Below are 16,217 nucleotides of genomic sequence, written 5' to 3'. Positions count from 1 at the left end.
GACTGGGGGTACCATGCTCAAATCCAAGCGACTTGCCACCATTCCCCTCCCCGATCTCACGGACGAGTGCGCGATCCTGGACACCCAGCAGACCAGCGGTGAATACGACGCATTCACCTTCGGATCATGGTCGAGCCATATTCTCGCCAACGGCAGCGGTTCGACGGATGACACCGCTTTCCGGCCGCACGACAACGCCCTCGTGCCGACGGATCTCGGCCGCCGACTGCCGAACATCATGCGGATCGTCACGGACCACTTCGCGACCGAAAGACTTCAGTGGGTGCGCGTTTTCGCCCTCCAGGACGGAATTCTCGCGCCCCATGTCGACTTCCTTGAGTTCGACCGGCCAGGGGTGCGGCTCCAGGTGCCGCTGCGAACCACCACCGAGGCCCTGCACTCGGAGAACGACCTGGTCTACCACCTGCGCCGGGGCGAGGTATGGCAGATCCACACCACCGTTCCGCATTCGGCCCGCAGCGGCCCCGGGCCCGGCCGTCTTTCGCTCTGCCTGGATTTCGCGGGCGACGGTTTCCATCCGGCGGAGGTCATCCGCGATACCGCGCCCACGGAAAAGGAAATCCATCTGGTGGACCGACAACCGCCGTCGGAAGCCGAGTTGGAAGAACTGGTCGCGCGCGGTGCGAGCATGACGCCGGAAAACATGCGCGGCGCGTTCCGCGCCTTTGCCGCACTGCACTTCGAGCGGGCGGCCGGTGCCACGGACACCTTCGACTGGTTCCTGCGCGCGGCGGAACGCAGCGGCAGCCGACAACTGATCGACAAGGCCGTTGCGTTCCGCAGGTACTGCATCGAGAAGCGCGCCTACAAGGAGGGTTTCTCCTGGTAGCCCAAGATCGCCAGTGGGCGCGCTCCGGGGCCGGGCAGGGATTTCCGGTCGAGCTTTCCGTTGGGCCCCGTCGGAAGCTTCTCGCACACCCACCAGCGGACCGGCACGAGATAGTCCGGAAGCGTGGTGAGCAGAAAGCGACGTATTTCGACCGCCACCGGCGGATCGCCCACCAACACCGCGTGCAATTCCAGCGAACCGTCGTCCCTCTGTGCCCCGAAGGCCGCCGCATCGGCCACTCCCGGACACCGCCGCAGCCCCTCCTCGACCTCGCGTGGTTCCACCGCGTGGCCACGGATCTTGATCAGGTCGTCGATCCGGCCGAGCAGCCGCAGGGTGCCGTCCGGCTGCCAGACCCCTCGGTCCCGGGTGCGGTACAGCCGGTTCCCCGGCCGGAAGGGATCGTCCCCGAAGGCGGCCCTGGTCAGCTCGGGATCGGTGTACCGCCCGACGCCCACGCCGCCGATGTACACCTCGCCCTCCTCGCCGTCGGGGACGGGACGGCGGCGTTCGTCCAGCAGATAGAGGTAGGTGTTCCAGACCAACGAGCCCACCGGGGGCTCTGGTTCGAGGTTGCCCAGCGCGCTGGACATCACATGGCTGGTCACCATGTGGTTCTCGGCCGGGCCGTAGTGGTTGTGCAGGGTCAGCTCCGGCCTGCTCTCCAGCAGCGCCCGCAACCCGGGGGTGACGCGCACCGGTTCCCCCGCCGAGATGATGTGGCGCAGGGCGGGCGCGTGCGCGAAGTTGGTCGGCAGTTCCATGATCACATCGATCAGGGACTGCGGGAGGTCCACCACCTCGACGGCCTCGTCGACGACGAACCGCACCAGTTCACGCGGGTCCTGCCGGGCCGTCCGTCCCGGCACGACCAGGCAGCCGCCCGAGGCCAGGGTGGAGAAGACCTCCTGCACCGAGACGTCGAAGGTGAGCGGCGCGAACTGGAGCACCTGGCGCCCCCGGCCCAGGCCGGAAGCGTGCACCTGCCAGGACACCAGGTTCACCAGGCAGCGGTGGCTCTGCACGATCCCCTTCGGCACACCGGTCGACCCGGAGGAGAAGATGAGGTACGCCGGGTCGTCGCCGTCGAGTTCGGGACGTTCGGCCGGGCCGGGATCGCCGGTGAGCAGCTGGTCCGCCACCGTCTGCTCGGCCGCCGCGACCAGCCGCTCACGGGGCTCGGCCGTGACCACGAGCGTCGCCGAGCTGGCCCGGCAGAGCGTCGCGATCCGCTCGGCCGGATAGTCCAGGTCCACCGGGAGGTAGGCGGCGCCGCTGCGCAGCACACCGAGCACCACGGCGGTGAACGCGCGGCCGGCCCGGGCGGCGACCAGCACCGTATCGCCCCGGCCGACGCCGAACCGGGTGCGCAGCACGCCGGCGGCGAGATCGGCTAGCCGGTCCAACTCCCGGTAGGTGGTAATGCGTTCGGGTTCGACGACGGCGAGCGCGTCCGGGTGCGCGGCGAACGCGCGGTCCAGGAGTTCGAGCACGGTCCGCGCCGCGATCGGCACCACGGGCCCCGCGTGCCCGGGAAACGCGCGCGGTGGATCGGCGGTCGGGTCGGTGGTCGGATCGTGGGCCGGGGTGGTTCGGGACGACATCGACATCTCACTCCCCTTGCTCGACCGGGGGCCGGCGCCCGCGCGTCGGCCCCCGACCGGTCGTGGACTCAGCCGCCGGAACGGGCGCGCGGCGCGCGTCCGTGCCATGCCTCCCACAGGGCGGCATAGCGGCCTTCCCGCGCCAACAGCTCGTCATGGCTGCCGTGTTCGCGCACCCGCCCGTTCTCCATGACCACCACCCGGTCCGCGTCCCGCGCCGTGTGCAGCCGGTGCGCGATGGCGATCACCGTCCGGTCCGCCAGCACCGCGGCCATCGACTGCTCCAGGCGACGCGCGGCGCGCGGGTCGAGCAGCGAGGTCGCCTCGTCCAGGACAAGGGTGTGCGGATTGGCGAGCACCAGCCGGGCCAGGGCGATCTGTTGGGCCCGCGCCGGCGGGAGGTCGAGCCCGTCCGCGCCCAGCTCGGTGTCGAGCCCTTCGGGCAGGGCCCGCACCCAGTCCAGGGCGAAGACGACATCGAGCGCCGCGGCCACCTCGGCGTCGGACGCCTCGGCGCCCAGCGCGACATTGTCCCTGACCGAGCCCAGGAACAGATGGTGCTCCTGGGTGACCAGGGCGATCTCGCCGCGCCGCTGCGCCAGGGGCAGTTGGTCCAGCGGGACCCCGCCCAGCCGCACCGATCCGGCCAGCGGCGGGTGGATCCCGGCCAGCAGCCGGCCGAGCGTCGACTTGCCGGCGCCCGACGCCCCGACGATCGCGATCCGCTCCCCCGGCCTGATGTCGAGGTCCACTCCGTGCAGCACCTCGTGCTCCGGGCGGTAGGCGTATCGCACGCCGGTGGCGGCGATATGGTGCCCGTCGGTGGCCACCGGCTCGGTCGGCTCGTCCGTCAGCCCCTCGTTCACCCCGATGAGGCGGGCCAGCGAGGCGTCGCCGATCTGCAGTTCGTCCAGCCAGGAGAGCAGTTCGTCGAGCGGGTCGACCAGGGCCCTGGTGTAGAGCACGGCCGCCGTCACCTGGCCCAGGCCGACCCAGCCGTTGAGGTAGAACACGCCGCCGGCGAGCAGCGTCGTGGCGGCCGGCAGCACATAGCCGAAGTCCATCAGCGGATACCAGACGCTGCGCAGGAACAGCGTGCGGCGCTCCGCTTCGCGGGATCGGGCGATATCGGTCTCGACACGCTCCATGCGGTGGCCGCCGAGCCCCAGCGCCGCCACGGTCCGCGCGCCGGCCATGGACTCGGCGAGCCCCTGGGTCAGGTCCGAATAGCTGGCCGCCTCGGCGAGATAGGCGGCGCGCGCCCGGCGCAGGTACCAGCGGGTGGAGAGGACCAGCACCGGCGCGGCGAGCAGGCAGGGCAGCGCCATCAGCGGACTCACCAGCACCAGCGCCACGGCGGTCAGCAGCACCGAGAGCGAGGAGACCAGGATCGAGGGGGCGGCCGTGCGGACGGCGAGGGACAGCCCGTCGACATCGCGTGAGCTACGGGTCAACAGGTCCCCGGTGCCGGCCCGTTCCACGACCGAGAGGGGGAGCGTCAGCACCCGGTCGACAAAGCCCTCGCGGATGTCGGCGAGGATCCGTTCGCCGAGCCGGGCGCCGAGCAGCCGCGCGACCCGGGTGAGCACGCACTGCAGCAGCAGGAACCCGGCGACCAGGGCCATGGTGACATTGACCCGGGTCGCCGTGACGCCGTCCTCGATGCCGTCGACGAGATCGCCGATCAGCGCGGGCACGGCGAGCCCGCACGCGGTCGCCAGGGCGAACCACAGGACGGTGCGGGTGAGCAACCCCCGGTGCTCCCGCAGGAGTTCACGGACATAGCGACGCACGGTGGGCGCGTCGGCCACGGGCAGGGTCATGATTCCTCCCGCAGCACGGTCGCGGTGTAGTGCGGATCGGTCCCCAGCAGTTCCCGGTGGTCGCCGGTGGCCACCACCGTGCCGCCGCGCAGATAGGCGACCTCGTCGGCGCGGGCGAGCACCAGCGGACTGGTGGTGATCACCACGGTGGTGCGGCCGGTGCGCGCGGCGCGCAGCCGGTCGGCGATGGTCGCCTCGGTGTGCGCGTCCACCGCGCTGGTCGGCTCGACGAGCACCAGCACATCGGGATCGTGGGCGAACGCCCTGGCCAGCCGCAGTCGTTGACGTTGGCCGCCGGAGAGGTTCAGGCCCCGCTCGATCAGTTCGCCGTCACGTCCCTCGGGCAGCGCCTCGACGATGTCCTCCGCGACCGCGTCGCGCAGCGCCGCGTCCGCCGCCTCGGGCGAGCCGGCTCGGACGGTGTCCGCGAGCGGGCCGCTGAACAGATGGGCGTCGTTGTCCGCGACCAGCACATGGGCGCGCAGCCGCGCTTCGGGATAGCGCGCCAACGGCACCCCGTCGGCCGTCACCTCGCCGTCGCGGTACCGGCCGATCCGGTCGGCGAGTTCGACGCCCTGCTCGGGTGTCTCCGGCACCACGGCGGTCAACGTCCCCGGGCGGACGACCAGCCCGGTGCTCGGGTCGACCAGCGTGGCCCGCGCCGGGAACGGGCCGGCCGGCGGCTCGGCGTCGGGGCGTGGCAGCAGCGCGAGCAGCGCCACCACATGCCGGGCGGCCACCAGCGCGCCGGTGACCTCGGTGAAGGTGGCGGTGACCATGCGCATGGGCAGCACCAGAAAGGCCGCGTACCCGTAGAAGGCGACCAGATCGCCGGGGCTGATCGAGCCGCCCACGGCCAGATGCGCGCTCACCCAGAGCACGGCGACCACGAAGACGCCGGGCAGCAGGATCTCGGCGGCGACCAGCATCGAGTCGATCCTGGCGACCTCGACGCCCGCCTTCCGCACCCGCTGGGAGTGGGCGCGGTAGCGGCCGGCGAAGAGCCGTTCGCCGCCCACGCCCCGGAGCACGGGGAGCCCCGTCACGATGTCGTTGGCCCGTCCCGCCAGTTCGGCCTGCAGTTCGCGCCGCTTCCCCATCCGGTTGTGCAGGGGGGCGAGCAGCGGCCCCGTCCCCGCCAGCAGCAGCGGGACGCCGATCAGGATCATCAGGGCGAGCGGCCAGGAGACGGTGAGCAGCACGGCGGCGACCAGCACGATCGAGACCGCGCCGCCGACGCCCCTGGCGGCGACCCCGAGGGCGGCGCCGAGCCGCGTCAGGTCGGATGTCCCGACCGCGACCAACTGGCCCCTGGCCACCCGCTGGTGCAGGGTGTCGCCGAGGCTGACGGTCTTCGCGGCGACCAGCCGGGCGGTCCGGTGGACGGTGCCGAGCCGGTTGAACGTGTCGCAGCGGTGGCGCACCAGGCTGCCGACGGCGGTGGCCACCGCCAGCGCGAGCACCACTCCGGTCCAGAGCCACAGCCCCGACCGCGACTCCCGGACGATCTGGTCCAGCGCCCGGCCCACGGCATACGGGGTCAGCGCCATGCTGACCATCCAGACGCAGCCCCAGAAGACCCCCCAGGCGAGGGTGCCGGACTGTCTTCGGGCCAGCCAGAGCAGGAACCGGGCCGGCGAGCGGAGGTCGGGCGTCCGCTCGTCCCCGGGGGCCGACGGGTTCGTCGACCGCTCCTCGGGCGGCGGCTGCGACCGGACGTCGTGGGAGGCCACTACGCGTAGTCCTCCAGTGCGCCGGCGCGCCGGATATCGAGGGAGACGCAGTGGAATCCCCCGCTGAGCACCCTGGAGTGTCGGATCGGCAGGGCCTCCGTCTCGATGCCGTGCCGGTTGAGTGCGTCGATCAGCGGTTTCGCGGCGGCGTCGACGACCGCGAGTTCGGGGTTGACCATCAGGAGATTCATTCCGATCCATGAGGTGGCGCGGGCACGGGCGTGAGAGGTCGTCACATCGGGCAGCGGGGGGCACCAGACGATGTCCCAGCCCCGGAACAGGGCCGGCACCTGGCCGGCGCTCACCCGGTCGGGGTTGAGCAGGACCAGGCCCGGCCGCAGCGGCATGATCGTCGTGTCGATATGCGAGCCGTCGTAGACGCCCTCCAGCAGGTGGACGGTGTACTCAGGGCCGAGCGTCCGTTGGAGCCAGCGGGCCCCCAGCCGGTTGCCGCTGCACGACACCTGGTAGAGCAGGTCCCTGCCGATCCGCAGCACATTGGCGGCGTCGAAGACCGGTTCGAGGTCGGCCAGCACCGGGCCGCCGTCCGGTCCGAGGGCGTAACTCCCGTCGGCCAGCCGGGGCTTGGGCGCGGAGATCCAGCGCGCGCCGGCCTCGAAGTACTCCAGCAGGAGCGCCCGGTAGGAGAGGGGTTCGAAGTAGCGGGTGCGGAGCGCCATGGGCGTTTCGATCAGGGTGTCGCCGACCGGCAGCACGACATCGCGCGGGCAGTAGTTGTACTCGCCGTCGGCCGTCCACTCCGGGCTGCCGAAGGGCCGCGCGTGGTCGGCGACCGCCGGCCGGCGGACCACGACGCCGTGCGAGCGCAACAGCTCGACGAAGCGTTCCAGGTCCTCGGCCGTCTCCCGTACGACGCGCGCGTCGTACGGGCCGGTGGGGATCTCCGCCATGGTCCGCGCCCGGTCGGCGTAGTCGATGGCGAAGACGCCGGGGTCGGGGGACGGCACCCGCGCGTTGTCGACGATGCCGACGATCACTTCCTCCAGCGGATCCCACTCGTTGTGCGTGTTGACGACCGGCATCACAACACCCTTCGGCTGCCGACGGCGGGCGGGGTTCGACGGCGACACCGGTCAGGGCGCGGTGCCGGGGAGCGTGGCGGCGGGGTTGGTGTACAGCGTCCCGTCGGACCAGACATAACGGGTGCGGCCCCAGCGCGCCGCCGACGCCACATCGGGGAAGAACCCGCGCCCGTTGAGGTTGGCGCTGGTGTTGCAGAGCACGGGAACGCCGCTGAGCCTCGCGTACTCGGCGAGGACCGTCGCCGTCGCGCTGCCGGAGTCCGCGTCGATGGTCTGGAGCCGGGCGGTCCCGTCGAGATGCACCACGGCGGGCACGCGTTCGGCCCAGTCGCCGCGCAGGGTGTGTTCGAAGAGCATGTAGGGATCCGCCCCGCCGGGCGCGAAGACCTCCTCCGCGCGGTCGGTCAGGCAGATCGGCGCCACCGGACGGTAGGACGCCCGGTCCTTCATGCCGTTGAGCCGGTCCTTCATCGCGGGGTCGGTGGCGGGCGCGAGGATGCTGCGGTTGCCCAGCGCGCGCGGGCCGATCTCGGCGCGCCCGGAGAGCACCACGACGGGCTCGCCCTCCGTGTGCAGCAGCCGGGCCAGGGCGCGTTCGTCGCAGCGGGCCGCCGACCAGCCGGCCGGCAGCTCGCCCACCGCGATCCTCGGCCCCCGGTAGACGTTCCAGTCGAGCGCGGTCCCCGCGCCTTCCCGGAACATCTCGCAGCACGCCGTGCCGATCGCCGCACCCGAGTCGTTGGGGAACGGCGGGACCCAGACGGAGGCGAACAGGCCCGTCTCCCTGAGCCTGCTGTTCCACTTGATGTTCAGCGCGCAGCCGCCGCCGAGGGCGAGGTTGATCCGCCGGTCGGGGAAGCGGCGCCGCACCAGCGCGACCAGCCGGTCGGCGAGCCGGCCGCCCAGGTACTCCTGGAAGGTCGCGATGATGTCGGCGTTGGAGAGCCCCGGCATGATCTGGTCGCGGTTGGCGGCCACCTTCTCGCCCAGCGCGAACGCGTTGTCGGGGGAGATGGTGGGGAAGCCCGCGATCAGCCGGTCGAACTCGGGGAACGCGGAGGGCTCCACCCGGCCGAGCGCCGCATAGGCCATCGCCTTGCCCGCGACGGAGAGATGGTGCCGGACGCGGGCCTCCCGGTCGAGGCCGGTGGTGTCGCGGTGGAACGGCTCGAAGTGCGAGCAGAAGTCGGAGAAGTAGTTGCCCGGCAGCGGGAGCAGCGAGGAGACCAGCCGCACGGCCCGCGTCCGGCCGTCGACCCGGTAGAGCCTCGGGGTCGTCCCGCCGTCCCAGACCAGCACCAGCGCGTCCTCGCCCCGGGCGGCGAACGGGCTCGAACAGTAGGCGCCCAGCAGGTGGTTGGCGACATGGAAGTAGCTCGCGTAGCCGCCGCCCCGGGGGCCGAAGTCATGGGCGGAGAAGGTGTGCCGGTGCGTCGGGTCGAGCACCCCGTGGGCTTCGAGGTAGGGCGCGACGGGCAGGACCGTCGGCCGCCCGTCGTCGGAGACGGACACCCCCGGCTCGTCGAGCCCGTCCTCCGCCCACCAGCCGTCCACGACGAACCGGTCGACCTCGGCCGGATCGACCCCTTCCGCGCATAAGACCTCGGCCACCCGCCGGAGATCGCCGAGTTGGCTGTAGCGTGGCGCGTTGGCCAGTTTCTCCATCTCGACGCTGAAGACGAGACGATTTCCGTCGATCAGCGCCACTCCGCCGTCGTGCGACGCCTTGACACCGCAAATCAACATGCGTATACCCCCAGTTGGTCGGTGACGGCCTGTCCCCAAACCGTCCGGCCACCGGCACGGCGAGTATTCCAGAGATCGCGATGCCACGCATCCCCCACGACGCGTGCGGGCCATGCCGAATGACCAAGTGACCTGAATGCGCACCTCATTGGGCATCAGAAGCACATAACGGGGCCGCAGCCGCATGCTTTTCAAGCAATTGCGCGCATAAGGTGCTCATTCACCGGACGATGCCGGCTTCTCAAGAATAATATCGAGCATGATCTGTCACACCCATTCCATCCCGTCCCACGGGAGCGCGGGACGGGTTCTCAGCGACGCCCGGCTGCGGTACGATCCGGATCTCTCCGGAAAAAGCCTTTCGCGCCAGGTATTTGTCCGCTTGCCGCCGACCGGACCCATCGCCGACCGCATGTGCCGCTGAGCTGAAGCAGAGTCCTGGGGGATGTCCGGTGAGCAGGCCACCGACGGTGAAGGCGCTCGACGCGGGGCGCTGGTTCCTACGCTCCACCACCCGAACCGAGGCGGAGCTCGTCCTCTACTGCCTGCCGCACGCCGGTGCCGGCGCCTCGGCCTACCGCGCGTGGTCGGCGCTCCTCCCCTCGTGGATCGATCCGGCCGCGGTGCGGCTCCCCGGCCGGGAGCACCGGATCGCCGAGCCGCCCTCGGTCGATCCCGAGCGGCTGGCCGGCGCGGTCACGACGGACGCGGCCGGGCGGCCGTTCGCGCTGTTCGGCCACAGCATGGGCGGACTGCTGGCGTTCGAGGTGGCCCGGGTGCTCGCCGCGACGGGCCGTCCCGGGCCGGTGCGGCTGGCCGTCTCCGCCACCGCGCATCCCCGCACGCCGGTGCCCGGCACGATCTCCGACCTGCCGGACGAACGGCTCGTCCAGTGGCTGCGGGAGCAGGGCACCCCGCCCCGACTCCTCGCGGACGAGCAGCTGTTGGCACTGCTGATCCCGCCGCTGCGGGCGGACTCGGCCTGGCTGGAGAGCTACCGCTACCGGCCGGGTCCCGCGCTGCGCTGCGGCGTCTCGGTGTTCGCCGGCCGGCAGGACCCGTACGCCCTCGACCTCGCCGCATGGGCCGCGGAGACGGCCGCCGGGTGCGTCGTCCGCCGCTACCCGGGCGGCCACCACTATCTCGCCGAACGCCCCGAACCGCTGCTGGCCGATCTCGTCGAAGACCTCGCACCGCACCGGGAGCGGCGATGACCGGCGACTACTGGGAGGATCCCTACCCCGCGTACGAGGAGCTGCGGGCACGGGGCCCGCTGCACTTCGACGAGGATCTCGACGCCTGGATCGTGACCGGCCACGAGGAGGCGAGGGCGGCGCTGACCGATGACGCGCTCTCCTCGGACTGGCTGCGCGGTCCGTTGTTCCGCACGGTCGGCACGGGGGCCGCCGAACATGTGCGGGACTGGCTGATGTGGCTGGATCCGCCCTGCCACGGGGCCGCGCGCACAGCCGTGGCCTCGCTCTTCGGCCGGCGGATGTCCCGGGAGCGGGCGGGGTGGATCGCCGAGCTGGCGCGGCGGCGCTGGGCGCGGTTCGCCGCCGACGGCGGGGGCGACGCGGTCGCGGGGTATGCCGTGCCGCTCACCACCACCGTGATCATCCGGGTGGCCGGCCTCACCGCGACGGAGGCGACGTTGCGCGCCTGGTCGAGCGCCGCCGGCGCGCTGATGGCCCGCCCGCACCACCCGCCGACGGTCGCGGCGGCGGACCGCGCGCTCGCCGCGCTCGCGGCGGAGATCGAGGCGGCCGACGGCGCGGGCGGCGGGGAGGAGACCGTGGTCGGCAAGGCGGCGCCCGAGGTGCGCGGCGGCGGCCGGCTGCAGCTGGCGTCGCTCTTCGCGTTCGCCGGCATCGAGACGACCTCGCAGGCGATCGCCCGGCTGCTCGATCTGGGTCTCGACGGGGCGCTGGATCTCGCCAGGCCAGCCGACGCCGTGGTGTCCGAACTGCTGCGCTATGACACCCCCGTGCCGCAGGTGCCCCGCGTGGCGGCCAGGGACACCGAGGTGGCCGGTCGGCATATCGGCGCGGGCGAGGCGGTGTTGGTGCTCCTCGCCGCCGCGAACCGGGACCCCGGCCGGTTCCCCGAGCCGGGCGCCGTCGGCCCCAGGAGCGACGCGGACCGCCATCTGGCCTATGGCCACGGCCGGCACCGCTGCGTGGGCGCGAACCTGGCGCACCAGCTGTTGACGGCGGTGGTCCCCGTGCTGCGCGCCACCGCCCCGCGCCGGGCGGGTCGCACGGTCTGGCACCGGGACCGTGGCTATCGCGGCATCGAACGACTCGATGTGGCCTTCTGAGATGCGCCGCGCGCTCGACGCGATCCACCGGCAGGTGCGCGCCCGACCGCACCATCCGGCGGTCGTCGACGGGCGGGAGGCGATCAGTTATCGACAGCTGTGGTCACGGGCCGGCGCGGTGGCCGCCGAGCTGCGGCGGCACGGCGCCGCCGACGGGCCGGTCGCGGTGGCGGCCGAGCGGGGCGCGGCGTTTGTCGGCGCGGCGCTCGGCTGTTGGCTGGCCGGCGCCGCCTATCTGCCGTTGGAGACCGCGCAGCCGGTGCGCCGGCTGCGCGGCATCGTCGCGGACGCGGGCGCCTCGGTCGTCGTTGTCTCCCCCGACCGCCTGGGGTTCGGCGCCGAGCTGGGGCTGGCCGAGATCGCGCCGTCCGCCGAGCCGGGGTACCTGCCGCCGCCGCGTACCGCCGGCCGGTGTGCCTATCTGCTCTACACCTCCGGCACCTCGGGCACGCCCAAGGGCGTATCGGTGGGCCACGACTCCCTGGCGAACCTCGTCGACTGGCATCTGCGGACCTACCGGATCAGCCACGGGGACCGCACGCTGCACACCGCGGGGCTCGGCTTCGACGCGGCCGCCTGGGAGATCTGGCCGACGCTGGCGGCGGGCGCGACCCTGGTCACCTGCCGGGGGGACGACCGGCTGGTCGCCGACTTCATCGCCGACCAGATCGTCGAGGACCGGTGCACCACGGCGTTCGTGGCGACGGCACTCGTCGAGGAGCTGCTGACGCTCGGGTTCGAACCGCCGTCCCTGCGGCTGCTGTTGACCGGCGGTGACGCGCTGCGGCTGACCGCCCCGGTGACCGGGCCCTACCGGCTGGTCAACCACTACGGGCCGACCGAGGCCACGGTGGTGACGACGGCCCACCCGGTGCCGCCCGACGCGTCTGTCGGCTCGTCGCCACCGATCGGCCGGCCGATCGACGGGGTCGCCGTGGCGGTGCTCGACGAGGGGCTGCGTCCCGCCGTCGAGGGGGAGCTGTACATCGGCGGCCGGGGCCTCGCGCTGGGCTATGTCAACGCGCCCGAGCTGACGCGCGCCCGGTTCGTCCCGCTGCCGGGGCGGCCCGGCCGCTGGTACCGCAGCGGCGATGTGGTGCGCACACGGGACGGGCTGCTGGAGTTCGTACGCCGCGTCGACCGCGGCCAGTTGAAGGTGCGCGGGGTGCGGATCGCGGCCGCCGAGGTGGAGACGGCGCTGACCGGCCACCGGGCGGTGCGCGGGGCCTGTGCCGTGGTGGTGGGCCACGGTGCGGACGCCGCCCTTGTCGCGGTGGTCGCCGCCGCCGGCCGGGTCGACGTCGACGAGCTGCGCCGGCACGCGCGGGCGCGGCTGCCCGCCTCGGTGGTGCCCAACAGGATCGTGCTGGTGGAGCGGCTGCCGCTGACCCCCAACGGAAAGCTCGACCGCGCGGCCGCCACCCGGCTGGCGAAGGCCCCCCGGACGGACCGCGCCTGACGGCGGGGCGCTAACCGCCGTTCGTCGAAGCGGCCAACCGCCGCAGCCGCCTGGACACTTCGGCCGCCAGCGCATCCACCAGACGGGCGTCGACCTCGCCCGCCGTGCTCACCCGGAGCAGCGGATCGTCGGCGGTCAGCAGCTCGACCGCCAGCTCGGCGGGCGGCGCCGCCGGCTCCGGCCGCCAGGGACGGGCCACCGCGCCGGGCAGCCGGAGCCGGGGCGACGGCGCGTCCTGCACGGCGGCGAGCACCCGGTAGAGGGGCCGGCGGGCCGCGCCCGCCCTGGGGCCGAGGGCGCGGACCACCTCGGGAAACGGCAGATCGGAGTGGGCCAGCGCCCCGGCCACGGCGGCCGCCGTGCGCCCTGGCTGATCGGGCGCGTCCGGCCGCAGCCGCACACACACCGTGTTGATCAGGCAGCCGACCACCCGCTCGCTGTCGACGCCGCCGCGCAGCGACACCGGAACGCCCACGCCGAAGTCCGATCCGCCGGTCAGCGCGCGCAGCGCCGCGCCGAGCGCCGTCAGCAGCAGCGTCAGTCGGCCGGTGCCCAGAGCGGCGGCGGCCCGGTCCAGGGCGCTCAGCTCGTCCGTGGCCAGCGGCGTCTCCCGGGTGTGCGGGCGCCCCGACTCCGAGCGGGGCAGGGCGAGTTCGGGCAGCTCGGCCAGCGCATCGGCCCAGTAGGCGCGCTGGGCGGCGGGATCGGCGGCCTCGATGCCGGCGAGCACGGCACGGACCGCCGCCGGGCCGTCGACCACGGCCGCCGTTGCGGGGACGCCGTTCAGCCTGGCCGCGTAGGCCGTGGCCAGATCGTCCACCAGCAGATGCTCGGACCAGCCGTCGAACGCGATGTGGTGCACGTTCAGGCCGAACAGCCAGCGGCGCGGGTCGTCCGTCGTCACCAGCACGCACCGCCAGACCAGCCCGTCGCGCAGCTCCAGCGGCCGGCCGAGCCGCCGGGCCAGGACGGCGTCCGGCTCGTCGCCTCCCGCGACGACCTCCAGCGTCGTCTCCGGGCCGCCGGGGGTGGCCACGGGGTCGTCGTCCAGGGCGTAGCGCAGACCGAGATAGGGGTGGCGTCGGTGGACGTCCGCGACGGCGGCGGCGAGCGCGTCCGGCCGCAGCCCGCCGGTGATCCGCCAGCCGAGCCGGCAGTGGTTGGCCCGGTCGTCGGCGCTGTCCTCGTGGGCCAGCAGAAACGCCAACTGTGTCGGGGTCAGCGGTACTTGGCCGGTGGCGGCCGGTTCCTTCGGCGGTGCGGGGGGCAGCTCAAGCCAGGCGGCGAGCGCCCGCACCGAGGGGGTACGCGACAGCTGGGAGACGGGCACCGGACGGTGGTGTGCCGCGCCCAGCCGGGTGCAGAGCCGGACGGCGTCCAGCGAGGTGCCGCCCTGCGCGAGGAACGGCGCGTCGAGGTCCACGGCGGGGCGGCCGAGGACGGCGGCGAACACGGCGGCCACCCGCTCCGCCGTGGTACCGCCCACCGTCGAAGGGGACGTTCCCGCTGCCGCCGCTCCGACCTCGGCGCGCGCCATCGCGCGCAACCGGGCAATGTCCAGCTTGCCGTTGTCGGTCATCGGGAAGGCGTCCAGCGCGCGGACCGCATCGGGCCGCGCATACGACGGCAACGTCTCGCGCAGCGCGGCGGTCAGCTCGTCGGCGGTCGGCTCGTCGGCGGTCGGCTCGTCGGCGGTGGTCTCGTCGGCGGTGCGGCCGACGGCCCCGGCGGCGCGGAAGTAGAGCACCAGGGCCGCGCAGTTGCCCGTCGCGCCGGGCACCGGCACGGCCACGGCCCGCGCGACTCCCGGCACCTCATGGGCGGTTCGCTCGACGGCCGACAGCTCGATCCGGTGCCCGCGGAGCTTCACCTGCCGGTCGTCGCGGCCGGCGAACCGGAAGACGCCGGAGGCGCCGACCGTGCCCCGGTCGCCGGTGCGGTACAGCCGTTCGCCCCCGACAACGACGAACTTCCGCTCCGTCAGCTGCCGATCGCCGACATAGCCGATGGCGAGCCCTTCGCCGCCGACACACAGCTCGCCGACCTCCCCGGGGCGGCAGGGCCGGTCCCCCACCAGCGCCCGGACCGTCGTCCCCGGCACCGGGCGGCCGATCGGGATGTCGTGCCCGACATCGGCGGCCGACACCTCGTGGTACAGGGCGAAGACACAACTCTCCACCGGGCCGTAGCCGTTCACCAGGCCGATGCCCGGATGCGCCGCGAGGAACCGGCCGGCGTGCGCCGGGCTCAACACCTCCCCGCCGGTGAGCACTTGGCGCAGACCACGAAACGCCGCGATGTCCTCGTCGACAAAGAGATGGAGGAGCGAGGTGGTGAGAAAGAGCAGGTTGACGCCTTCGCGCGCGACAAGCCGACGCAACCCGGCCGGGGTGAGGGGACGTTCGTCGAGCAGCACACTGGTGCCGCCGGTCAACAGCACGCCCCACAGCTCGAAGGCGAACGCGTCCCACGGGGCCGGCGCGGCCTGCGGCATCACCGTGTCGGGGCCGAGGGGAGCGAACGGGCAGTCCCGCAGCAGCCGGAGCAGCGCCCGGTGCGGGGAGAGCACCGCCTTCGGCGACCCGGTCGTGCCCGAGGTGAAGAACACCATCGCCGGATCGCCACCGCGCACCCGGACCGGCGGCGCCGGGGCGGGAGGCGCCGCGAAGTCGACCACCGGCGTCCAGGTCCGGCCGAACACCCCCGGCGGCATCCCGGGCCCCACCAGCGCGATCGGCCCGCAGACGGCGGCGACCCGCCGCAGCCGCTCGCGCGGCCAGTCCGGATCGATCACCGCATAGGCGGCGCCCCGTTTGAGCACCCCGAGCAGCGTCGCGACAAGCGGCGCGCCCGGCGGAAGCAGCACCGGGACGATCCCGCCGGGCGCCACCCCGAGGTCGGCGAGCCGGGCGGCGATCCCGTCCGACGCGGCGTCCAGGGCGCGGTAACTGATCCGCCGGGCGCCGTCGACGACGGCGGTCGCGTCCGGCCGGAGGGCGGCACGCTGTCGAAACACCTCGTGGATCGCCTCGGCCGCCATGCACGCCCCCGGTCACATGCGATCAACTGCGGTAAGAAAATCGAAAACCATAGAAGACAAGGAAAAAGGTTGAGGCATTTCCGTCAAGACCCCATGCCACCCCTTGTTCTCCTTGTTCCCCTCGCCTTCCGAAAGCGTACAACAGCCCCGAACGCATAGCGCTTCCCCGGCAGTCCGCAAGATGGCTTTCAAGACAATCCCCGGGGCCGTCACGTTATCCGCCGACTCCCCGGAAACGGCGTGCCGTGTTACCGTGGCAGCTTCGACGAAAAAGCCAACGCACCCCGGGGGACGGGGGTTTCGTAGCGAGGGGAAGCATTGTCCAACGTCGAGGATGTCCAAGAATCCGTGCGTGAGATGTTTGCCGGCGTCCTGAATCTGGAGAAGGTCGACCTCGACGACGATTTCTTCGCACTCGGCGGCCATTCCCTCACCGCGGGCCGTCTCACCGGGCGCGTCAAGCGGGAGCTGGGAGTGCGCGTCGCCCTCAGCGATTTCTTCTCGGAGCCGACCGTACGCGGTCTGAGCGAACTCGTCCTGGCCGCACGCCAGGTGCGCTCGACCTCCTGACGCCGCACCGCGACGCCACGGCGGACGCG

At 73.0% G+C, this 16,217-nt stretch carries 11 protein-coding genes; 5 read left to right on the top strand and 6 right to left on the bottom strand.

The annotated features are described in order from the left end of the window. Positions 1-13: 13 nt before the first annotated feature. Positions 14-850 carry a putative nonproteinogenic amino acid hydroxylase gene (locus tag AOM46_RS26285; protein ID WP_062215841.1) on the top strand — a complete coding sequence of 279 codons (837 nt, stop codon included), beginning with the start codon at positions 14-16 and terminating at the stop codon, positions 848-850. On the opposite strand, the gene AOM46_RS26280 is transcribed toward AOM46_RS26285, so the two are convergent. The 5 genes from AOM46_RS26280 to AOM46_RS26260 form a co-directional block, all read right to left on the bottom strand. Next, positions 826-2,454, bottom strand: coding sequence for an amino acid adenylation domain-containing protein (locus AOM46_RS26280; protein ID WP_158920674.1), 1,629 nt, complete (start codon positions 2,452-2,454; stop codon positions 826-828). The two genes, AOM46_RS26285 and AOM46_RS26280, sit on opposite strands and share 25 nt — an antisense overlap. A gap of 68 nt (positions 2,455-2,522) precedes the next feature. Next, positions 2,523-4,277 (bottom strand): ABC transporter ATP-binding protein, encoded by a 1,755-nt coding sequence (locus tag AOM46_RS26275; RefSeq protein ID WP_062215837.1) that lies wholly within the window; start codon positions 4,275-4,277, stop codon positions 2,523-2,525. Beyond that, entirely contained in the window at positions 4,274-6,010 is a 1,737-nt protein-coding gene (locus AOM46_RS26270; RefSeq protein WP_078857199.1) for an ABC transporter ATP-binding protein, read from the bottom strand. Before AOM46_RS26270 ends, AOM46_RS26275 begins: the two co-directional genes overlap by 4 nt. Beyond that, a complete protein-coding gene (locus tag AOM46_RS26265; RefSeq protein ID WP_062215836.1) occupies positions 6,010-7,053 on the bottom strand; it encodes a hypothetical protein in 1,044 nt (347 codons plus the stop codon). The genes AOM46_RS26270 and AOM46_RS26265 overlap by 1 nt, the downstream gene beginning before the upstream one ends. A 51-nt stretch (positions 7,054-7,104) precedes the next feature. Next, on the bottom strand, positions 7,105-8,799 hold the full coding sequence (locus tag AOM46_RS26260; RefSeq protein WP_062215835.1) for a carbamoyltransferase N-terminal domain-containing protein: 1,695 nt from the start codon (positions 8,797-8,799) through the stop codon (positions 7,105-7,107). A 452-nt stretch (positions 8,800-9,251) separates the two neighbouring features. Between AOM46_RS26260 and AOM46_RS26255 the strand changes: the two genes are divergently transcribed. The 3 genes from AOM46_RS26255 to AOM46_RS26245 are packed head-to-tail and all read left to right on the top strand — an operon-like array spanning position 9,252 to position 12,578. Beyond that, on the top strand, positions 9,252-10,013 hold the full coding sequence (locus tag AOM46_RS26255) for a thioesterase II family protein (RefSeq protein ID WP_158920672.1): 762 nt from the start codon (positions 9,252-9,254) through the stop codon (positions 10,011-10,013). Then, complete coding sequence (locus AOM46_RS26250; RefSeq protein WP_062215833.1) at positions 10,010-11,119, top strand: cytochrome P450; 1,110 nt, start codon at positions 10,010-10,012, stop codon at positions 11,117-11,119. The genes AOM46_RS26255 and AOM46_RS26250 overlap by 4 nt, the downstream gene beginning before the upstream one ends. 1 nt (position 11,120) lies before the next feature. Further along, a complete protein-coding gene (locus AOM46_RS26245; protein WP_062215831.1) occupies positions 11,121-12,578 on the top strand; it encodes an amino acid adenylation domain-containing protein in 1,458 nt (485 codons plus the stop codon). 10 nt (positions 12,579-12,588) lie between these two features. Here the strand turns inward: AOM46_RS26245 and AOM46_RS26240 are convergent, their stop codons facing one another. Further along, entirely contained in the window at positions 12,589-15,618 is a 3,030-nt protein-coding gene (locus AOM46_RS26240; protein WP_062215829.1) for an AMP-binding protein, read from the bottom strand. Positions 15,619-15,936: 318 nt separating this feature from the next. Here AOM46_RS26240 and AOM46_RS26235 point away from each other — a divergent pair, with 318 nt between their 5' ends. Then, entirely contained in the window at positions 15,937-16,188 is a 252-nt protein-coding gene (locus AOM46_RS26235; protein ID WP_062215827.1) for a phosphopantetheine-binding protein, read from the top strand. Positions 16,189-16,217: the final 29 nt, after the last annotated feature.

It is taken from the genome of Streptomyces sp. NBRC 109706, assembly GCF_000974485.1.
Classification (GTDB): domain Bacteria; phylum Actinomycetota; class Actinomycetes; order Streptomycetales; family Streptomycetaceae; genus Streptomyces.
This window is presented reverse-complemented; position numbering and strand designations above follow the sequence as displayed.